The sequence below is a fragment of the Eggerthella sp. AM16-19 genome (genome assembly GCF_003474385.1).
Lineage (GTDB): Bacteria > Actinomycetota > Coriobacteriia > Coriobacteriales > Eggerthellaceae > Senegalimassilia.
In genome coordinates this window covers 92,374-113,259 of record NZ_QUCY01000005.1, presented here as the reverse complement: position 1 = coordinate 113,259, position 20,886 = coordinate 92,374, and the positions used below count along the sequence as shown (strand labels likewise).

The following is a 20,886-nucleotide window of genomic DNA, read 5'->3' as shown; positions in this document are numbered from 1 at the left end:
AAATCTCAGACTTTCTTTTCTTTGTCCAAGATTTGGGGTGCGGTTCAGTGAGCGGGGCTTCTTGGTGAGCAGGGTCTCTGGGGTTAGCGGATGAACTTCGCTAGGACTCGGGCGAGGAGGCTGGGCTTCTCGGGGCGTCGCTGGATGCCGGAGTGGCTGGGCGCCTGCATGGGCTCGTTGATGACCTGCGCCTTCACCGGTACGGGCTGGGCTGCGGCCTCGGCGGGCTTGGGGGCAGCCTGCGGCTTCGCAATCGCTTCCGCCTCGGCGGCTTTCGCGGCGGTCTCGGCCTCGAGCGCGGCCTTGTGGGCGGCTTCGGCCTCCCTGGCCGCCTTTGCGGCTGCGGCTTCCGCCTTGGCCACGGCCTCCACCTTAGCCTCGGCTTCGGCCATCTGCGCCTGACGCTGCTCGTTCATGAGCTTGCGGGAGTTCGCATTGCGTGCGGCCTTAGCCTTGGCAGCCGCCGCGCGGGCGCGCTGGGCCTCCTTGATGAGGAAGTCCTGCGACTCGAACTTCGGCTCGTCGGGCTTGGCCAGCTCGCCGAGCTTGGTATAGGTTCCGTCGGCCTTCAGCTCGCGCAGCTTCGCCGTGTCGCGCAGGCACGTGGCGATGTAGTCGAGCACCTGGTTGCGCAGCCCCTCGTCGAGGATGGGCCATGCGATCTCGACGCGCTTCTCCATGTTGCGCGTCATAAGGTCGGCGCTGGACAGGAAGATCTTGATGTTCTCGCGCGGGCCGAAGCCGTAGATGCGGCTGTGCTCGAGCAGACGGCCCACGATGGAGACCACGCGGACGTTGTCGGTGTAGCCGGGCACGCCCGGGACCAGGCATGATATGCCGCGCACGAGCAGCGTGACCGGCACGCCCGCCTGGCTTGCCTCGGCGATCTTGACGATGATGTCCTTGTCGGTGACGCTGTTAGTCTTGAAGAACAGGCCGCACGGCTTGCCTTCGCGTGCAAGGGCGATCTGCTCGTCGATGTTGGCGATGATGCCGGGCTTGATCTGCAGCGGCGCCACGGACAGGATGTCGTAGTTATCCGAGGCGTTCTCCAGCTGCATGTTGCGGAAGAACTCGGTGGCATCGCGGCCGATGGTCTCGTCGGCGGTGATGAAGCTCAGGTCGGTGTAGAGCTTCGCCGTCTTCTCGTTGTAGTTGCCCGTGCCCAGCTGCGTGATGTATTGCAGGCCGTTCTCGGTTTGGCGCGTGATGCAGCAGATCTTGCTGTGCACCTTGTAATCGCGGAAGCCGTAGATGACGTTGCAGCCGGCCTCCTCGAAGCGTTGCGACCACTCGATGTTGTTCGACTCGTCGAAGCGCGCGCGCAACTCGAACAGCGCCGTGACCTGCTTGCCGGACTCGGCGGCGGCGATGAGCGCCTCGGCCAGGTGCGACTGGCGCGCCAGGCGGTACAACGTGATCTTGATGGAGATGACGGTGGGGTCTGCCGCGGCATCGCGCAGCAGCTGCACGAACGCGTCCATGGACTCGTAGGGGTAGCTGAGCAGCACCTCGCGCTCGCAGACCTGCTCGATGATGGAGCGGTTGCGGTCAAGGCATGCCGGCCACTGCGGGGTGAACGGGGGGTTGGACAGCGCCATGCGCTCCTGCTCGGGCAGATTGCTTCCAAGGCCCCAGGTCCAGCTCATGTCGAGCGGCACGCTGGTGACGTAGGTCTGATGCGGCTTGAGGTTTAGGCGATCGAGCAGAAGCTCCTGGAGCACGCTGGAAAGCGGGCGCTCGGACTCCAGGCGCACCGGTGCCAAGCGGCCGCGCTTCTTCAGGATGCGCTTCATGTGCTCGCGATAATCCTCGTCGGACTCGTCGGTGTTCTCCGTGGCGTCCAGGTCGGCGTTGCGCGTGACGCACAGGACGTTGGTGTGCTTGACGGTGTACATGCTGAACACCTGGGCGGCGGTCATCTCCACCGCGTGCTCGAGCAGGATGAACTGGAAGCCCTCGCCCGGCAGCTTGATGACGCGGGCGCACTGGCGCGGCATGGGAAGGATGCCCACGGTGACGCCCTCGGCGCCCAGGTTCTCGCTTTCCTCGGCGGAAGGATGGATTTTCGCGGCCTTGACGGTTTTGCCGTCCTTGGCCTTGTCCTTCTTCTTGGGCTTCTTCGGGCCCACTTCCTCGTTAAGGCGCACGATGACGTAGAGCGACCCGTTCTCCAGATGGGGGAAGGGGTGGCGCGAATTGATGATCTGCGGGGACAGGAACGGCATGATGTTGGCGGCCGTGTAGTCGGCCAGGAAGGCGCGCTGCTCGTCGTTGAGATCGGCGGGGCGCAGATGGCGCACGCCGTGTGCGGCCAGGGCCTGGCGCACCTCGGCGTAGGTCTGCTCCTGCACGGGGTACAGCTCGTGGCAACGCTTGTGGATGGCGGAAAGCTGCTCCGCCGGCGTCATGCCCGTCTTCGAGTCGAGGACCTGCTTCTTCAGAAGCGACAGGTCGGTCAGGCTGCCCACGCGCACCATGAAGAACTCCTGGAGGTTGGACCAGAAGATGCTGATGAAGTTCAGGCGCTCGAGCAGTGGAACAGTCTCATCGGCGCCTTGGTCGAGCACGCGCTCGTTGAACGTGAGCCACGACAGCTCGCGGTTCTGCATGTAGGGTGTGGATCCTATATGCGTTGTGGATTCGTTTGCTTTCATGGCGTTCCCTTCCCTCGACGTCATAGATGAAACGTGCGTCGGGCGATGCGTCTTCGTTGATTCGATGTGCGGGCGGCCGCCTGCGGGCGGCCAAGTGGAATCGATGATTGCATAACGTGCGACGCCAAGGTGACGGGGTTCCCCAACAACCACGTCCCCTCAACTCATATTTTACTCTGTTTTGATGCTGCGACCGGCCGAATCCGCCACCAGGCTCGGAAAAATGGGGTGAAAAAGGTAACGATTCGGTTTCGGATTCGATCAGTCCGCTTGCGGGGGTGCCGACACGGCCCCGAGCATGCGCTCGATCAGGTACCCTTCGCGCACGCCGTGCTTGCATACGACCAGCTTATCGGCGCCAAGGTGGCGGAACAGCTCCGCTAAGATGACGCAGCCCGGCACCATGGTGTGCACGCGTTCGGCGGACGCCTTTAGGGCCGCGTGCCCGAACGCGGAGGGGTTCTCGTGGCAGGCGCGCAGGATCTGGAGCACCTGCTCGGCTTGGATCTCGCGCGGGCGGGTTTGCAGCTCGTCGAGCTGCTGGACCAGTTTGGCCGCCGCGCGCGTGGACCCGCCCACGCCGTAGAGCGTGGGAGCCTTGTAGGGCTCGAGGCTGGGAAGCTTGCGCAGGTTGCCGCGGAACTCACAGGCTATGGCGTTCATCTCGATAGGCGCGGGCAGGATATTGCGGACGAAACGCGCGAACGACGACAGCGATCCCTGGCTGAGGCTCACATCGTCGCTGTCGCGGCCGCCCTCGACGCGGGTGAGCTCGGTGGAGCCGCCGCCGATGTCGACGAGCGTGCCGCGCTCGAGCGGGGTGGAGCAGCGGGCGCCGACGAACCCGAGGTGCGCCTCGTCGCGCGCGGACAGCAGCGTGACCGCCAGCCCGCAGCGCCGCTCGATTTCCGCGACGGCCTTGGCGCAGTTCGCGGCGTTGCGCAGCACGGCGGTGGCGAACACGTCGACGCGCTTACAGCCGAAGTAGCGCACGCGCTTCATGTGGCTTTTCAGCACGTTGACGGCGCGGTCCACGCCGTCGGGCGTGAACACGCCATCCTCCACGAACGCGGCAAGGCCCGCCATCACCTTGTCGTTGATGATGCTTTTGAAGTCCTTGCTGGAATAGGTGCTGCGACGATCGTCCTTCACTTCGTAGATGACAAGGCGAATGGAGTTCGACCCCAGGTCGATGACGCCGTAGGTGGGCATTGCCGTTTTCCTTCCTCGATGGTGCTGCGCGCCGATTGCGCTTTGCGACGATGCCGGCGCGATGCGTCGGCATGAAGTGAACCTTACCCATGATAAAGGTTGCGGGCCTTCGCTTGACGTGCGCAGGCGTCGCTGACGGCTTTCGAGAGAAGATTTTACGCTCCCTTAACGTTGGAGCGTTCGGGGGGGGGAGGGGGAGGGTGGCGAGGCGGCGTCGACCGGCGCCGGCTCGGCCGATGATTCCGCTTCGCCCGCCGACAAGGATGCTTGCGAAGGCGCTGATACCGCATCGCCCGAAGGCGGTGAAACAGGCTCCAAGGCCGCCGGGGAAGCCGCCGATGCGGGGACGACCCGGCCGAGCGCGCCGCCGGCGATGAGCCGGCGCAGCAGGGGTCCTGTACCCGTTCGGCAAGCTCATGGCCAGCGGGTATGTTTATGCTTGCGACGAGCGGGGCGATTTGACGAAACCCGTCGATGAGAACGACCCCGAGCGCAACGCCATCTTCGCGCGCGACGTCACGAATCTCATCGTCGACTATCACGTTGCCAACATACCCAAGGGTCTGTGCGAGGGCTTGACGAGTCTGACGTCGGTGCGCTTCGAGAACGACCGTCTGGATTCCATAGGCGATTTCGCCTTCGCCGCCTGCGCGAAGCTCTCCTTCATCAGCTTCTCGGATATGCATATCGGTTCGATCGGCGCGCAGGCGTTTGCCGGCTGCTCCTCGTTGACCAGCCTTTCCATCAAGAAGCCCGCTGAAATCGGCGCTTTGGGTGAAGGCTGCTTCCTGAAAAGCGGCCTTGAGTCCACCGGTTTGGGGAGTGTGAAGGGCCTGACGTCCATCCCCGCCGACGCATACGAGGGGTGCCAAAACCTGTCCGATACGGGGTTGGGTCAAAACCAGCAGATCGCCTCGGTTGGCAACTGGGCGTTCGCCAACTGCCCCAACCTGCACCTGACGGGCCTTGAGACGAACACGTCGGTAAGTCAGCTGGGCGACGGATGCTTCTCCGGGTCGAACCTTGACGGCGGCTTGATCTTGCCGAACGGCTCGCGGATCGAGCTGCTGCCCAGCCGGACGTTCGCCGGCACGAACTTAGACTATGCGTATTTCCAGTGCGACCATGCGGTGCTCATCGACGTCGATACGTTCCCCAAGCGCGGGATGCAGGTGATGGTGCCATCTGACTTGGTCGGCCTGTATCGGTCGGGTTTCCCTGAGCTGAATTGGGACGGCTGCAACGGCGCAACCCCCGTTAGCGTATCCGAGTGCTTGAGGGACCTTCGGATCGAGCACGACCCTAACGTTATGGAGTACGCCGAGGACGATAAGGTTTCCCTTGCCGGCATGAAGGTCACGTTCAACCACGGTTACGGCAGGAGCTCGTTCGATTACGAGGACTTGATGAACTGCGCATTCGCTCAGTTCATCGAGGTGTATCCCGATGACGGGTACCTGTTCCGCTCAAGCTTCCACGGCCAGCGTATCCACATGACCTATGACGACGGCGAGGTGTACCTGGACGCGTACTCGGCCGAGCCCATGCGCGAGCGGGGCAATACCGATCTGGCGGTGGATATCCAGTACAGCGGCGCGCTCTCCTCCGGGGACAGTGCGACCGGCGCGGGCCAGTACAAGCCCGGCGAAACCTGCGTGGTGGTGGCCAACGCCATGACGCCCGGCAGGACGTTTGCCTATTGGACCGACGAGCAAGGGGACATCCTTTCCGAGGACCAGTGGTACGAGTTCACGGTGGAACGCGACACGCTGCTGACGGCGGTGTTCGCTGACAGTGCAAAAGTGGCGCCCGAGGTCCGCCTGGGCAGCGCCGACGGGCGGCAGGTTATCGGCGCAAAGGCCAGCGTGTTGGTCGACGGGCGCGACATGGGGACGAGCTTCACCACGTATTCGGGCAAGGCCGTGACGCTGACCTGCAAATACGATGCGTCGAAGTACCGCTTCGACCACTGGGAGAGCTCGCTTGACAAGCACTATTTGGGAAGCCGCCCCGGCGACACCATCGAATACGAAGCCGTTGCGGGTGAGACGCCCATCGCCGTGCTCGTGGAGTACGGGCAGGCCAACGTGTCCGCGGCGCGCGCTGACGACCCGGAAAAGAAGTACAAGCTGGTGGAGTGGCCAAAAGCGACGATTCGGGACGCACCGTCATCGACCGCGCCGATGTGTGCGAGTACCGCGTGGACGGCAACGGGCGCGTCACGGCCGTGATGGACGGCAAAGACGCTCATTCCGTTCGCGCCCGTGGCCGACTGCGCGGTGGCCGCTCGCTTCCAGCGTCTGTGCAAGGTGAGCGTGGTGGCCGAGCCCGTCGATCAGCTTGCCGGCAAGTACACGGTGACCGGCGACGGCTACTGCGTAAGCGGCAAGCCCGTCACGCTTTCCGTGAAGCTTTCCGACGACGTGCGCGACAAGTTCACGTTCAAGGGCTGGTACCTTGGCGATTCCGGGGTTCCCGTGGGAACGGACCCTGACCACCTTGAGCTCACCCCCGAGCAGGACACGATGGTGCGCGCGGTGTTCGTCCCCAAACGTTACCGCATAAGCGTGGAGACCGATTCGCGCCTGGTCGAACGCGGCACCGTCGAAATCGAGGGGCATCCCGGCGCGGACGCGGTCATGGTGGAATACGGAAGCACGGCGACCATCAAGGCGAACCCGAACGAGGGCTTTCGGTTCGCCCATTGGAAGGACGGCAAACGCAAGAAGCATCCCGAGCAACAGCTGACCGTGCGCGTGACGGGCGACCAGACGTACAAGGCGGTGTTCAAGGGAGCGGAGCCCGAGGTGGTGATCGCAGCCGACACGTGGCTTGGCGGCACCGTCACCTGCAACGGCATCGAGGTCACCCCGGCGACCGATTCCTTCTCGCTTGGCCAGACGCTGCACTTGAAGGCCGAGCCGAAGAAGGGGTACTTCTTCTGGGGCTGGTACGTGAACGGCATCTTCACCAGCCTTGATATGGAATGCGATGTGGTGGCGAAGGGGCTGACCGGCAAATCGGAGCGGTGCACGGTCACGGCGGCGTTCAAGCCTTACGAGGTGGTTTGCCTGCCCGTGGCGAGCCCTGCCGACGGCGGGTCGGTGCGGGCCAGCCGCGTGTTCACCGAGCGCGGCGCGGAGGTTGCGCTCAAGGCGCAGGCGTCGCCCATGAACGTTTCTGCAGGTGAAGGTTATGGCAGCGCCACGGGCTCGGGCACCTACGCCGCGGGCGAAGTGGCGTGCGTCAGCGCCGTCCCGGCCGCCGGGGCGCATTTCATCGGCTGGTTCAGCGGCGGCGCGTGCCTGTCCACCGACGCCATGTACCGCTTCCCGGTGAGCGCGGATATCGATTTGGAAGCCGTGTTCGGCATGGGCTCGTTCACGGTGAGCATCATCACCGCGTCCCAAAGCTCCATTTTGCGCGGAAAGGCATTCCTGACCAGCGGGAACGGCTTGACAAGCGCTACGAAGACCTGCGACAAGGGCGACCCGTTCGTGGCCATGGCCATCCCGTGGTCGACCTACCGCTTCTCGCATTGGATCGATGAACGCGGAGCGCCGGTGGGCTTCAGCCCGATCATCGTGCGGCCGGCGGTGGCGAACAAGACCTACACGGCATATTACGTAAGGGATTCGTGGGACGTCGTGGCGGTCGACCCGCGCGACGGCGGGTACATCTATGGCTCGTCGGAAAACGATGAGTGGGGATGCGCCCTGGTCGGCAAGGTGGAGAACGGCTCCTCGTGCACGTTGCGCGCCGTGCCTGATGAAGGCTACGTTTTCGATGGCTGGTATGCGATCGGGGAAGACGGCGCCGTGAGCGGCGAGCCGCTGAGCACGGACGCGGCTTGGACGTTCACGCCCGACGCCGACGTGACGGTGACGGCCAGGTTCGCGGAGGCGCCGAAGTTTGAGGCGAAGCCGGAGCCCGATCCCGGGCCGGGACCCGTAGACCCGGACAACCCTGATCCGATCAACCCGCCGGAGCCTGGTCCGAATCCCGATCCGGATCCTGACAACCCGGATCCGGGTCCGACTCCCGATCCCGACAACCCCGACCCTGACCCGGGCGATCCGCCGAATCCTCCAGAGCCGGGTCCGGGACCTGATCCCGATAATCCGGACCCCGGTCCTGGTCCCGACCCGGCAAACCCGATCCCGAACCTGGTTCCGGCAACTCGGACGACTCGAATTCGGACAATTCGGGCAACCCTGGCGACTCGGATAACCCGGACGGCTCCAACGGTTCGCCGTCCGGCTCAGGTTCCGCCAATGCTTCTGTAGCTGCAGCGCTTGGGCAAACGGGTGACGCTGCCGCTAAGACCGGCGCCGCGGCAACCGGTGTCGCGGCGCTCATCGCGGCGGCGATGGCTGCCCTTGCGGCCGCTCTCGCGACGCGCCGGCATCGCAGGTAAAGTCAACGGTTGGTTACGATTCCCCGTCGCCGCCGTTCCCGCTTCGGCGTGTGCTAGCATGAAAGGAAGGATTCCCGCCATGCTGCACGCGCCGTTGCGCTGCTCGGGGCCGCTAGCCGTGTGGGATGGTATCGATTGCGAAGGGGAGGGCCGCCTATGCTGGAGACCGTCGATTTCTCTGAGGAACCGCTTCCGAAGGAAGAGTACAAGGCACGCCGCGATGCGCTGACCGAGCGTTTGGTGGTGCTGCAGCAGGAAGCGCGCGTCGCCGGCGTGGGCCTTGTGGTGCTGTTCGAGGGCTGGAACGGCGCGGGCAAGGGCAGCCGCATCTCCGACCTTATGTACAACCTTGACGCCCGCGCCACCAGCGTGTACGTCACCGAGAACTTCAACGCCGTCGATGCGGCGTCGTTCGCGGGCGCCGAGCACGGCGTGGGCGGCTTCTATCCCATGATGCAGCAGTTCTGGAAGGCGCTTGGCGGGCGCGGCACCATCACGTTCTACGACCGCGGCTGGTACACATCGGCCGTGCAGCGCATGCTCTACACCCAGTTCGGCGAGGTGAAGATCAAAAACGGCAAGGTCCTCCACCCCCGCGCCACCGTTGCGCGCGCCGTGCGCGAGGCCGCCGAGGAGCGCCACATCGACGCCCTGCGCGGCGCCCTTGCCAGCTCTGCCGACTTCGAGAAGCAGCTCACCGACGACGGCTACGTGGTGGTCAAATTCTTCGTCCACGTGACGAAGGAGGCGCAGCGCAAGCGTCTGACGCGCCTGCGCCGCGACCCCGCCACCGCCTGGCGCGTGTCCGATGGCAAGATGGCCACCATCGGCGAATACGAGGAGGCGTACCGCCTGTACGACAATCTGCTCGAGGGCAGCGACTTCTCGTACGCGCCGTGGCACCTGATCAACGGCGAGGACAAGCGTCGCGCCAACCTCAAGATCACCGAGACGCTGGTCGACGCGCTCGACAAGGCGCTTTACGCGAAGAAGGACCCCGCCGCCCTTGCGGCGGCCGCGAAGGCGCAGGCCAATAGCGCCGGTGCGGCTGAGGAGGTGCCGTTGGAGGGCCGTTCCCCCGAGCAGCAGCTTGCCGTGGCGCAAGCCGCCGCCGAGCAGGCTGCCGCGCAGGCCGCTCACGCCCCGCGAGCGAGTCGCTTCCGCATCGTGGACAGGGTTCCCAGCCTTGATGAGGTCGATCATGGCCTGGTGCTCGATTACGAAGAGTACAAGGATCGCCTGAAAAAGCAGCAGAAGCGCCTGAACAAGCTGGAAATGGAGATGTACCAGGCGCGCGTCCCGCTCGTGCTCATGTTCGAGGGCTGGGACGCGGCGGGCAAGGGCGGCGCCATCAAGCGCGTGGCCCAGGCCCTCGATGCGCGCGCCTACACCATCTTCCCCAGCCCGGCGCCCACCAAGCCCGAGCTTGCCCACCCTCACCTGTGGCGCTACTGGACGCGCCTTCCCAAGGCTGGGCACGTGGGCATCTACGACCGAAGCTGGTACGGCCGCGTGCTGGTGGAGCGCGTGGAGGGCTTCGCCACCGATGCGCAGTGGGCACGCGCCTACGACGAGATCAACGAGTTCGAGCAGGAGCTGGTGCGCTGGGGCGCCGTGCTGCTGAAGTTCTGGGTGGATGTCAGCCAGGAAGAGCAGCTGGCCCGCTTCCGCGCCCGTCAGGAAGACCCTGCCAAGCAGTGGAAGATTACCGACGAGGATTGGCGCAACCGCGACAAATACCCGCAGTACAAAAGCGCCGTCGAGGACATGTTCCGCCTGACGTCCACGCCGTTCGCGCCGTGGATTGTGCTGGAATCCGACGACAAGCGCTTCGCCCGCGTCAAGGCGCTCGAGGTCATCAACGATGCGCTTGAGGTGCGGTTGCACGGCGAGTGAAGGCGCGGTAGTATTGCTGGATAACCACATTGGGTGCAGGGCGCCGGCCGGTTTAGGAGTCGGCAGACGCATATATAGATGAAAAGGGGTTGCATCATGCCAAGTTGGACGATTCCGGTCATAGTCGCGGTCATAGTCATCGTGATCATCGGCTTCATCTTGAAGGGCTTTCTCGACGAGATGAAGAAGAAATAGGCCGAACGCGGAATGCCTGGCGGCAGTCCGAGGCGAGGGAGCGCGTCGTGCGTCGTGCACGGTGCGCTCCCTCGCGTTTTCGCGCGCGATGGCCTCGCCGCCCGCTGCGCATCGCATGCGGTTTTTGCGGGCTGCGAGGAATTTGAGCGCGTAAAGGGCGTGCTTTGAAGGGGAGGCGCCTTGGGTGCCTGTCGGGCGGCTGTTCGCGGCTGCGCCGTGCAGGTGCTGGGCGGTTTTTCGAACATCCTGCGTTGATTTGGGGCATTTCGCGGGCGGCATGTCCCCCGACCTGGGGATGTTTCGTACTATGTAACAGGTAGATGAGGTTTCCGAGCTACTGCGGAGGCGTCTTGCGTGTTTTTCGCGCTTCGACGCTTGGGAAGGCGTGAATTGTCCGAATACCAGCATAACCGCGTGCAATCGCGCGGCGCGCACGCAGCCCCGCAAGGGCAGGGTCCCGTGCGGCCCGTTTCCGTTTCCCAAGGTAGGCGTAAGCCCAAACGCTCGGGCGGCGTGTGGCGCGTGGTGTTCATCATCTCCCTCATCGTGTTCTTATGCGCCGCAGGCGCGCTGGCCTTCATCGGCTACGGCTATTGGCACGGCCAGCAGAACAACAAGCAGCTCGAGCAGATCGGCTTCAACGCCCCCGATGCCGCTGCGCTTCAGCGCATGGACCTTGCAAGCTTCACCGTCGATTGGGACGCTTTGCGGGCCATCAACCCCGACGTGGTGGGGTGGATCTACGTTCCCGGCACCACCGTCAACTTCCCCATAGTGCACGGCACCGACGACGAGCACTACCTGAAAACCGACTTCTACGGGCAGACCAGCTGGGTGTCGTTCGGCAGCATCTTCCTGTCCGCGGCCAATGCCGCCGATTTCTCCGATGCGAACAACATCGTGTACGGCCATCATATGAACGACGGCTCCATGTTCTCGCCCTTCGCCGATTTCGGCGACGCGGACACGTTCAACGGCCACCGCATCGTGTACGTGTTCACGCCCACGGCGAACTACCAGCTCACCACCTTCTCCATCGTGCATTGCGCGGCAGACGACCCTTTGGCTCAAACGGTGTTCGCCAGCGAGCAGGAGCGCCAGGCCTACGTGCAGGACAAGGTCGACCGTTCCGTCGTCACGGTGGCGGGGCTTCCCTCTGCCGCCGACATGAAGCACACGTTCGTGTTCTCCACCTGCGACAACCTGGCCAGCAACGGCCGGTGGGTGCTGTTCGCGTACGAATCCGGTTCAACAGCAGCGGCCAGCAGCGTCGTTGCCGCTGATAGCAACATCAACCCCGAGGACGTGGCCGCCGTCAGCGAAGCGGCAAAGGAGACAGCAGCATGAGCACCTCGATTCTGCCGGGAGAGCGCCCCGACCGCTTGGAGGAGGAGTGCGCCGTGTTCGGCGTGTTCGCCCCCGGCGAGGACGTTGCACGTATGACGTGCTTCGGCCTGCAGGCGTTGCAGCACCGTGGGCAGGAGTCGGCCGGCATCGCCGTGGGCGATGGCGAGACCATCATGGTGTCGAAAGACCTGGGCCTGGTCACCCAGGTGTTCGACGAGTCGCGCCTGGCCGCGCTCGAAGGCTATGTGGCCGTGGGCCACGCGCGCTATTCCACCAGCGGCTGCGCGGCGTCGTGGGAGGCCGCGCAGCCGCACATCTCGGCCATTGATGAGATTCTTATCGCGCTGGCGCACAACGGCACCCTGGTGAACACCAACAGCCTGCGCGCCCGCCTGATCGACGAGGGCATCCAGCTGCGTGCGGGCACCGACTCCGAGGTGGCCGCTAAGGCGATCGGCAGCGTCACGCAGAAGACGCACCACCTGCGCGAGGGCATCCGCTACGCCATGCAGTACATGGAGGGCGCCTACGCCATGGTGCTGGCCAGCCCCGACACGCTGTATGCGTTCCGCGACCCCAACGGCATCCGCCCGCTGTGCATCGGCAAGCTGCCCGAGGGTCGCGGCTGGGTGGTTTCCAGCGAAACCTGCGGCCTGGATATCGTGGGCGCCGAGTATGTGCGCGACGTCGAGCCCGGCGAGATCGTGCGCTTCAACAAGGAGGGCGTCACCTCCGAACAGGGCGTCGAGCCGCGCAAGCGCGCCAGCTGCATCTTCGAGTATGTGTACTTCGCCCGCCCCGACTCCATCATGGACGGCCAGTCGGTCTATCAGGCACGCCGTAACATGGGCCGCATCCTGGCCCGCGAGGCGCCGGCCGATGCCGACCTGGTGCTCGGCGTGCCCGACAGCGGCATCCCGTCGGCCATGGGCTTCGCCTTCGAAAGCGGCATCCCGTACTCCGACGGCATCGTGAAGAACCGCTACGTGGGCCGCACGTTCATCCAGCCTACGCAGGCCATGCGACAGCTGGGTATTCGCCTGAAGCTCAACCCGCTGCCTTCCGTCATCCGCGGCAAGCGCCTGGTGGTCATCGACGACTCCATCGTGCGCGGCAACACGTCGAAGAAGCTCATCGAGATGCTGCGCGACGCCGGCGCCACCGAGGTGCACATGCGCATCGTCAGCCCCGAGGTCATGTGGCCGTGCTTCTACGGCATCGACACCGACACGCGCGACCAGCTGATCGCCGCGAACATGACCAACGACGAGATGTGCGAGTGGATGGGCGCCGACTCGCTGGCGTTCATCAGCCTGCAGGGCCTGCGCGACAGCCTGCCCGACGTGCGCACGCCGGGCTACTGCGAGGCATGCTTCTCGGGCGAGTACCCCGTGGACATCCCCGCCTACACCGCGCGCAACAGCTTCATGACCAAGGCCGACTTCGCCGCAGCCTACGAAAAGGAAGCGCAAGAAGCCGAGAACACCCAAGTCAGCGTCTAACAACCGCAAACACGCCAGACAGTTCGGGGGCGTAGCGTTAAGTGTCCGGAGTTGGGCTGCATGCCGCCATGTGAACGGGGGACGGAAGTGCGTTCGCTGTTCGCCGTTTGCGGTCCGTGGTTCGCGCGAAACTGGACAGATAGGGGCATGTCCCCAAGTGTCCGGGTTTTGGAAGGTTAGCGGTGCGGGAGCGCCGGCCGGTTCGCCGGTCGGGTTCCCGCCTATCAGATAAGGAGCATCCAGTGACGAAGCAGGAAGTTACGTACCAGGCAGCAGGCGTGGACACCGCCGAGGGCGCGCGCGCCGTCGACGCCATCAAGGAGACGGTGCACTCCACGTATCGCCCGGAGGTCGTCGGCGACATCGGCGGCTTCGGCGGCCTGTTCAGCATCGCGGCGGCCAAGGACATGGCCGAGCCGCTGCTGGTTTCCGGCACCGACGGCGTGGGTACGAAGCTCAAGGTTGCCCAGCTGGCCGGCAAGCACGGCACGGTGGGCATCGACTTGGTGGCCATGTGCGTCAACGACATCCTGGCGTGCGGCGCCGAGCCGTTGTTCTTCCTGGACTACATCGCCATCGGCAAGCTGCGCAAGGAGCACGTGGCCGAGGTCGTTGCCGGCATCGGCGAGGGCTGCCGTCAGGCGGGCTGCGCGCTTATCGGCGGCGAGATGGCCGAGCACCCGGGCGTCATGGATCCCGACGACTACGACCTGTCCGGCTTCACCGTGGGCGTTGTCGACAAGCAGAAGATGCTCGACCCCGAAAGCGTGTCCGAGGGCGACGTGCTCATCGGCCTGGCATCCTCGGGCCTGCACTCCAACGGCTACTCCCTGGCCCGCAAGGTGTGCGTGGAGGGCAAAAGCCGCGAAGAGCTGCTGGCGCCGGTGGAGGCGCTTGACGGCCAGTCCGTGGCCGACGCGCTGCTCACGCCTACGCGCATCTACGTGAAGCAGGTGCTCGGTACGCTGAAGGCATGCCCGGGCGCCGTGCGTGCGCTGGCCCACATCACCGGTGGCGGCATCTCCGAGAACCTCAACCGCGCGCTGAACGAGCGCGTTGACGCGCAGGTTGACCTGGGCACCTGGCCCGTGCCCGCCGTGGCGAAGTACGTGTGCGACGCTGCCGAGCTGTCCGAGCCGCAGGCGCTCAAGACGTTCAACATGGGCGTTGGCATGATCTTGATCGTGGACCCCGCGCGCGCCGAGGAAGTCGAGGCCGCTCTGGCCGAAGCCGGCGAGAAGACCTATTGCGTCGGCCGCATCATCTCCGGCACCGGCGAGGTGCAGTACACGGGCGAAGGCAACCTGTACGGGTATCAGGGGTAAACTCCGGCATCTCCGTTACAACTTGCATGACCGCAAGGACCGCGTTTGCGGTCCTTTTTGATTAATGACTTCAGTCTGGCGCGCGCGTAGCCGCGCCAAGTAAACTTCGAGACGCTCACGAACCCGCTCATGAAGGTGACGCATATCGCTGGCGTGAAGCGCACGGTGGGAGAGGGGATGCGCGTGGAGCGCCACTGCGCCAACGCGCTGGCGGTGGCCCGCTACCTGGAGGGCGTGCCGTGCGTGAAGCGCGTGCTGTACCCCGGGCTGGAAAGCTCGCCGTATCACGAGCTGGTGAAAACCCAGATGAACGGCTTGGGAACGGGGATCCTGTCCTTCGAGTTTGCCGACGACGTCAATGGTGTGGGGCCTCGGCCCGAGGCCCCACGCTAGCGCATGAGCGGAGCGGCGCCATGGCAGGTGATGGCGCCGAGCAGCGGCGCCGCTTCTTGCGGGTCGACGCGTTTGCCGCGACGCACCCATTCGCGGTAAAAGTCCAGCGCCGTGGTGCGGATAAAGTTCAGCACCAGCTCCTCAGCGTCGGCGTCCATCCATGCAAAAGGGTCCTGCCCAGCGGACTTATAGCGCATCATCTGCTCACGATAGATATGGTTGCCAAAGTCGTAGGGTCCGGGCGAACAGATAAGCTTCTCAATGGTAGGAGTTTGCCCGACAAGGAACATAAAGAAACGCTGCGCATGGCCGTCAAGGTCTTTTGGCTGGTCGGCAGTGGTTTCGTAATTATCGAAAAAGTCGTTCATAACTTCATTCATCACGCTGTCGTACAGCGCTTCGATAGATTCGAAGTGCAGATAGAACGTCTTGCGGTTGATGCCGGCGCGCTCGGTTAAATCCTTCACCGTGATTCTCGCCACGCCCACTTCGCCCACCATATCCATGAACGCATCGCGTATGAGTTTGCGCGTGCGCACGACGCGCAAATCTGTTTTGCTTTTGGTCATGATCCCCCCGTACCTTGGCTGCGCCCATGCGTTTCGCCACAGAAAAAAGCACGTGTGGCGAAATCCCCTTCGTTCGAAATGTGTCGATTATACCCCGGTTTCTTGCGTTCGTCGCCTAAGCACCATATCGCGAAGCTGGGCAGTGAACGAGGTTTCCATACCCTCCATAATGCAGGTGCGAAACGGGTCCGGTATAAATCGGTCATCGTAATTATATCTCTTTTACCTGGGAAAACGGGATATGCGGAACGAAGGAGAGGATATGGAAAGCAGCAAAAGGATGCGTGCGGTGCTTAATCGTCGTAGCTTCCTCAGGCTAGGTGCTGCCAGCGGCGCACTTGCTGCTGTGGGCGGTATGGCCACCACGCAGGGCTGGCTGGCACCTGCGCAGGCAACAGCGGCGCCTGAGGAGCGCACGGCGTTCACCTACCACAACGAGCATTGCCTGTGTAACTGCATGTTGCAGTGCACGGTGCGTGACGGACGCCTGGTCATGGTGCAACCGCGCCCGAATAGTGACAAGCGTTTCCAAAACGTGTGCCTTAAGGGCATTTCCGAGATCGAGCACATCTATGGCGAAGCGCGTATTCAATCGCCTATGCGTCGCGTGGGAGAACGCGGCAGCGGTCAGTTCGAGGTAATCAGCTGGGACGAGGCGTTTAAAATCATCGCCGAGAATTTTCAGGCCACCATCGACAAGTACGGTTCGCAAGCGTTGTGGATTCAATACTCCACGGAGGCTTCGCAGCGCTTCAGTCCGCTACTAGCTTCCATTTTGGGCGCGCAAGCTGGCGGTTTGAACGGCTACGACATGGGCCAGGGCAACGGTCAGGGTCAAGCGTTCGGCTGGTCGGGCATGTTCGCGCTCAACACCATATGGGAGTGGAAGCAGGCTAACGTGGTGCTTATGGCCAACTGCAACGTGCTGGAAACGGGCATGATGTGGTCGCGCGCTTTCCTTGATGCTCAGGCTGCTGGCACGAAGATCATCGTACTCGACCCGCGTTTCACGGCAACGGCAAGCAAGGCGGACCAGTGGGTTGGGCTGCGCCCGGGTACCGACCCGGCGTTTTTCCTGGGAATGGTGAAGTACCTGCTGGACAACGACTTGTGCGATCGCGAGCACATGCTGGCGCACACGTCGTTCCCCTTCCTTGTGAACGCGAAAACAGGTGAGGTGCTCGGCGAGATGCACGATACAGTGGATAAGGAAACTGGCAAGCCGAAGCAGGTGAAAGCCCCGTATGTGTGGGACAGCGCAACGGGTGCGGCTGTGCTGCATGATACGCCGGGCGCGCAGCCTGCGCTCGAAGGCACCTTCACGGTGGATGGTGTGCAATATATCACCGAGTATGACTTGCTCAAGCAGCAGATGGCCGACTACACGCTCGACTGGGCCGAGGGCGTTACCGGTGTGCCGGCCGATACTATCGCCCAGGTGGCGCGCGAGTATGCAAAGGGTCCGTCTATCATCTGCAATGGCGTGGGCGGTATCGATAAGTTCTTCAACAACGACATCGCCGGCCACTGCTATGCGCTTATCGCCTCGCTAACCGGCAACTATGGCAAGCGCGGTACCGGTTGTGGCATCTACTGCTACCACACTGTCCTGTCCGAGGCCAAGTTGGGCGCCTGGAAGCTGCCTGAGGACAGAAAGCCCACGCCTAGCAAAAAAGGCTTCTACGACATTGTGAACACCGACGACGTGCACGCGGCCATGTTTTTCGGCGATATTCCCACGCAGAAGGCGGCGAACTGGGCAAAAACGCAGCGTTGGTTGGATTCGCTTGACTTCGTGTGCCTGGCAGACATCTATCACAGCTCGGTTGTTGACTATGTTGACCTGGTGCTTCCCGTGTGCAGCAAGTTCGAGTGCGCCGACAGCGTGGGCGGCGTGAAGAACGCCAACGGCTACATTCTGGAGAACCAGAAGGTGCTTGACCCGTTGTTCGATTCCAAATCCGACTTCTACATTGAGAAGGGCATTGCCGAAGCCATGGGGCTGGGCGGTTTGTATCCGGAGAATGGCGAAGAATACGCTCGCGCTATCTTGACCACGGACGACCCGTCGTGTGAAGGTATCACACTTGAAGCGCTGAACAGGGAAAACGGTGCCTGCAAGCTGGTGCTGGATTGGGACGATACCGTCGGCGAGGAAGTGGGCATGACCTACGCAACGCCTTCGACCAAGCAGGAGCCGTACTACGAGAACATGCTGGCGTGGGGCCAGGCGTTCCCGCAGTGGGAGCGTCCTAACGAGGCGTACCCGGAAAACCCGCTGCGCGAAAAATACCCGCTGCAGTTCAGTCAAGCTCGTTCGCGCTTCCGCGTGCATTCTGCCTATTCGGGTGCGAAGTGGATCCAGCAGCTGTTCGAGCCGCATATCGAGCTGAACCCGTCCGATGCCGCTGCGCGTGGCCTTGTCGATGGCGACGAGGTTGAGGTGTACAACGATCGCGGTTCGTTCCGCACGAAGCTGCGCCTGAACAACGCCGTGCAGCCTGAAAGCGCGTTTATGGCCGAAAGCACGTACCGTCAGTATCTTGAGGGGACGCTGATGCAAAGCGTATCCAACGATACGATGAACCCGCGCGGTTACGACATGATGTTCGGTCCCATGATTCCGTATAACGACACGCTCATTGAGATCAAAAAGGCAGGTGAATAGCCCATGACGAAACTGGCTATCGCAATAGACCTGCACCGCTGCATCGGGTGCAACACGTGCTCGATCGCTTGCAAGATGCAGAACAACGTCCCTGATGGCATGCTGTGGAACCGCGTGCTTACCGAGGGCGTGGAGATGTTCGACGACGCTGTTGGCGTGTACCCCAACCTTTCGCGTACGTATCTGCCGGTTGCTTGCCAGCACTGCGAGAATCCTGCATGCATGAAGGTGTGCCCGACCGGCGCCACGTACAAAGATGAGCAGGGTCGCGTGGAGATTGATTACGACCGCTGCATCGGCTGTCGTATGTGCATGGGCGCCTGTCCGTATAACGCCCGCGTGTTCAACTGGAACGAGCCTGTACGCGCGACAGGTTTCCACTATGGCGATGCCGACGTGCCGGTTCGCCCACGCGGCGTGGCCGAGAAATGCAGCCTGTGCAAGGAGCGTACCGATCGCGGCGACGAGCCTATGTGCGTGCATTGCTGCCCGGGTGATGCTCGCGTGTTCGGTGATCTGGATGATCCGGATTCGGCAGTGTCGAGGCTTTGGCGTCGTGGCGGTCATGTGCTGCTCGAGGAAAAGGGCACGCGCCCGCAGATGTTTTACGTGAACTAGGGGGTTGATGGATGGATAAGCGAAAAGCCCTGTTCAGCGGGCGAACTATGGCGGTTGTTGTCGTGTTGGCGGCGGTGGTTTTAGCCGCGGTGGGCTGCTGGGTTGCCCAGCAGACGTACGGCCTGGGTATCACGGGCATGAACAACTCCAACTCATGGGGCCTGTACATCATGGCGTTCATGTTCTTCGTCGGCCTGTCGGCTGGCGGTCTGATTGTGGCAAGCTCGGCGCACGTGTTCGGCATAGAGTCGTTTAAACGCGTGTCGGTGCCGGCGGTCATCACATCCATCGTATGCATCTGCTGTGCTGGCGCGTTCGTGCTCATCGACCTTGGCGGCGTGGCGCGTGTGTGGCGCATGTTCGTGGGGTTGAACTTCGTCAGTCCGCTTGCGTGGGACATGATCGTTATCACGTGCTACCTGGTCATCAACGTGCTTGACCTGGTGTGGTTGGTGCGCGGCGACGAGCGCAAGGTGGCAGTGCTCTCTCGTGTGGCGCTGCCGGTTGCCATCCTGGTGCACAGCGTGACGGCATGGATTTTCGGCCTGCAGATTGCCAAGGCGTGGTACTCGGCGATCATGGCTCCCATTTTTGTGGCATCGGCCTGCGATTCGGGTCTGGCATTGCTGCTTATCTGCCTTTTGGCGCTTGACCGTGCGAAGTTGTTCAAGTTCGACCGCGATTTGATGAAGTCGCTGGCGGGGCTGCTTGCGGTGTTCGTGGCGGTGGACGCGTTCTTCATCGCTTGCGAGTGCCTGACCATGGGCTACCCGGGTGCGGGCGAGGCCGAGGCGCTGGCTATCATGACCACCGGCAAGACGGCGCCGTTCTTCTGGTTTGAGGTTATCGGTGGCTTGGCTGTGCCGTTCTTGGTACTCGTGTTCGCTCGGAATCGCGAAAATCCGGCGTGTGTGGTGCTGGCGAGTGCGCTGATAGTGCTTGGTGTGTTCTGCAAGCGTGCGTGGCTGTTATTCACCAGCTTCACCGTGTCGAACGTCTATGGCGGCAACGGCATTACGTTGGGTACGGCTGCCGCTCAGGTAGGCGATGCCGGCGACGTGTGGACTACGCTGGGCGTGTATGCGCCTACGCTGCCGGAGGTCGTAGTGTTTGCGGGCGTGGTGTGCGCGGGTGCGCTGGCGTACATGATCCTATCGAAGTGCGTGCTGCCAAAATGCGGTAGTGAACAATAGCTATGGCGTGTAGGAGTCGGTTGCAATCGGTGACCGGCTCCCTTTTTCGTGAGAGGTAGCGGATTGCGATGATGGTGGATAGGGAAACGTTTGTGCAGGTGGCGCCCTGGCTGGCGATTGTCGGCAACGCGCTTTTAACGCCGCCCTTGCAGGCAGGTGTGCAGAGTGCGGCTATATTTGATGCTTGCCTATGGGAAGAGCTTGCGGCGTGCGGAGACGCCGAGGTGGCGAATGCGGTAGATAAGCTGGTGAAGTATCTTGACGGGTGCGAAGAGGCGGCGGTCGCGTCGCGGGAAGCGCAAGCCGGTGTTTGTATTTTAGACGCCAGGGATGGCGCGAGTAATCTTGATGATCGAGTGCAACGCGCATCGGTGGAGTTCGCGCATCTGTTCGTGGGGCCGCCGAAACCGGCTGTTGCCCCGTGGGAGACGTTTTATTGCCAGCAGGGTTGTGCCGTCGGGTTCGGCGAGGCGACTCATCAGATGCGCGCGGCCTTGCGCGGCAACGGTTTGGAGTTGGCGCAGGCGGGTAGACAGTATGAGGACCATATGGGCATCGAGCTTCTGCTGGCAAGCGAATTATGCCGCCGAGCAGGTGAAGGCGAGGATTGGGGCGCAGATGCAGGGTGTGCTTCCTCTGCTGCGAGCGAAGGCGCGGATGCGAATACGCAAAACGCCCTGAGCGCGGCGCAGCATGCTGTCGACTTCGTGCGCACCCGCCCGCTTTCCTGGATGCCAGCCTTGCGAGAAGCGGTAGAACGTGAATCCCCCAACGGTTTTTACGCACCTCTGTTGCAGCTAACCCAAGCGTTGTTGGAACTGGTTGCGTAAGGAGGGGATATGTCGTCAGCGGTAACATAGCTGATAGTGTTTGAGGTTTGCGCTCTACTGCCCG

General features: G+C 63.0%; 14 protein-coding genes. 11 read left to right on the top strand and 3 right to left on the bottom strand.

The features are described from left to right. Positions 1-83 precede the first annotated feature (83 nt). Positions 84-2,657: a polyphosphate kinase 1 gene (ppk1, locus tag DW178_RS03460; RefSeq protein ID WP_286168488.1), complete on the bottom strand. Its 2,574-nt coding sequence runs from the start codon at positions 2,655-2,657 to the stop codon at positions 84-86. A 261-nt stretch (positions 2,658-2,918) separates the two neighbouring features. After that, positions 2,919-3,869: a Ppx/GppA phosphatase family protein gene (locus tag DW178_RS03455; RefSeq protein ID WP_118349706.1), complete on the bottom strand. Its 951-nt coding sequence runs from the start codon at positions 3,867-3,869 to the stop codon at positions 2,919-2,921. 458 nt (positions 3,870-4,327) lie between these two features. Here DW178_RS03455 and DW178_RS03450 point away from each other — a divergent pair, with 458 nt between their 5' ends. The 7 genes from DW178_RS03450 (at position 4,328) to DW178_RS03420 (ending at position 14,944) form a co-directional block, all read left to right on the top strand. Continuing rightward, positions 4,328-6,100, top strand: a complete 1,773-nt coding sequence (locus DW178_RS03450) for a leucine-rich repeat domain-containing protein (RefSeq protein WP_158574044.1) — start codon at positions 4,328-4,330, stop codon at positions 6,098-6,100. Between the two features lie 87 nt (positions 6,101-6,187). Then, on the top strand, positions 6,188-8,155 hold the full coding sequence (locus DW178_RS03445) for an InlB B-repeat-containing protein (protein ID WP_158574042.1): 1,968 nt from the start codon (positions 6,188-6,190) through the stop codon (positions 8,153-8,155). Between the two features lie 287 nt (positions 8,156-8,442). Continuing rightward, positions 8,443-10,182, top strand: a complete 1,740-nt coding sequence (locus DW178_RS03440) for a polyphosphate--AMP phosphotransferase (RefSeq protein ID WP_118349703.1) — start codon at positions 8,443-8,445, stop codon at positions 10,180-10,182. Between the two features lie 585 nt (positions 10,183-10,767). Continuing rightward, on the top strand, positions 10,768-11,724 hold the full coding sequence (gene srtB / locus DW178_RS03435; protein WP_286168487.1) for a class B sortase: 957 nt from the start codon (positions 10,768-10,770) through the stop codon (positions 11,722-11,724). Continuing rightward, positions 11,721-13,226 (top strand): amidophosphoribosyltransferase, encoded by a 1,506-nt coding sequence (purF, locus tag DW178_RS03430; protein ID WP_118349702.1) that lies wholly within the window; start codon positions 11,721-11,723, stop codon positions 13,224-13,226. Before srtB ends, purF begins: the two co-directional genes overlap by 4 nt. Before the next feature lie 242 nt (positions 13,227-13,468). Beyond that, positions 13,469-14,551 carry a phosphoribosylformylglycinamidine cyclo-ligase gene (purM, locus tag DW178_RS03425; protein ID WP_118349701.1) on the top strand — a complete coding sequence of 361 codons (1,083 nt, stop codon included), beginning with the start codon at positions 13,469-13,471 and terminating at the stop codon, positions 14,549-14,551. Between the two features lie 129 nt (positions 14,552-14,680). Then, positions 14,681-14,944, top strand: coding sequence for a PLP-dependent transferase (locus DW178_RS03420; protein ID WP_118349700.1), 264 nt, complete (start codon positions 14,681-14,683; stop codon positions 14,942-14,944). Here the strand turns inward: DW178_RS03420 and DW178_RS03415 are convergent. Beyond that, positions 14,941-15,483 (bottom strand): TetR/AcrR family transcriptional regulator, encoded by a 543-nt coding sequence (locus DW178_RS03415; RefSeq protein ID WP_286168490.1) that lies wholly within the window; start codon positions 15,481-15,483, stop codon positions 14,941-14,943. The genes DW178_RS03420 and DW178_RS03415 overlap by 4 nt on opposite strands. Positions 15,484-15,775: 292 nt before the next feature. Here DW178_RS03415 and DW178_RS03410 point away from each other — a divergent pair, with 292 nt between their 5' ends. The 4 genes from DW178_RS03410 to DW178_RS03395 all read left to right on the top strand — a co-directional run bounded on the left by DW178_RS03410 (position 15,776) and on the right by DW178_RS03395 (position 20,822). Beyond that, positions 15,776-18,181: a molybdopterin-dependent oxidoreductase gene (locus DW178_RS03410; RefSeq protein WP_158574038.1), complete on the top strand. Its 2,406-nt coding sequence runs from the start codon at positions 15,776-15,778 to the stop codon at positions 18,179-18,181. Between the two features lie 3 nt (positions 18,182-18,184). Continuing rightward, positions 18,185-18,799 carry a 4Fe-4S dicluster domain-containing protein gene (locus DW178_RS03405; protein ID WP_118349697.1) on the top strand — a complete coding sequence of 205 codons (615 nt, stop codon included), beginning with the start codon at positions 18,185-18,187 and terminating at the stop codon, positions 18,797-18,799. A gap of 11 nt (positions 18,800-18,810) precedes the next feature. After that, the gene (nrfD, locus tag DW178_RS03400) at positions 18,811-19,992 is read left to right on the top strand and encodes an NrfD/PsrC family molybdoenzyme membrane anchor subunit (protein WP_286168486.1); all 1,182 of its coding nucleotides are present in this window, start codon (positions 18,811-18,813) and stop codon (positions 19,990-19,992) included. A gap of 68 nt (positions 19,993-20,060) precedes the next feature. Beyond that, positions 20,061-20,822, top strand: coding sequence for a TorD/DmsD family molecular chaperone (locus tag DW178_RS03395; RefSeq protein WP_118349696.1), 762 nt, complete (start codon positions 20,061-20,063; stop codon positions 20,820-20,822). The last annotated feature ends 64 nt before the right edge of the window (positions 20,823-20,886 follow it).

Coding starts and splice junctions, on each gene's coding strand:
- ppk1 (WP_286168488.1), bottom strand. CDS start 2,657: ATGAAAGCAAACGAATCCACAACGCATATAGGATCCACACCCTACATG.
- DW178_RS03455 (WP_118349706.1), bottom strand. CDS start 3,869: ATGCCCACCTACGGCGTCATCGACCTGGGGTCGAACTCCATTCGCCTT.
- DW178_RS03440 (WP_118349703.1), top strand. CDS start 8,443: ATGCTGGAGACCGTCGATTTCTCTGAGGAACCGCTTCCGAAGGAAGAG.
- purF (WP_118349702.1), top strand. CDS start 11,721: ATGAGCACCTCGATTCTGCCGGGAGAGCGCCCCGACCGCTTGGAGGAG.
- DW178_RS03420 (WP_118349700.1), top strand. CDS start 14,681: ATGAAGGTGACGCATATCGCTGGCGTGAAGCGCACGGTGGGAGAGGGG.
- DW178_RS03410 (WP_158574038.1), top strand. CDS start 15,776: ATGGAAAGCAGCAAAAGGATGCGTGCGGTGCTTAATCGTCGTAGCTTC.
- DW178_RS03405 (WP_118349697.1), top strand. CDS start 18,185: ATGACGAAACTGGCTATCGCAATAGACCTGCACCGCTGCATCGGGTGC.
- nrfD (WP_286168486.1), top strand. CDS start 18,811: ATGGATAAGCGAAAAGCCCTGTTCAGCGGGCGAACTATGGCGGTTGTT.
- DW178_RS03395 (WP_118349696.1), top strand. CDS start 20,061: ATGATGGTGGATAGGGAAACGTTTGTGCAGGTGGCGCCCTGGCTGGCG.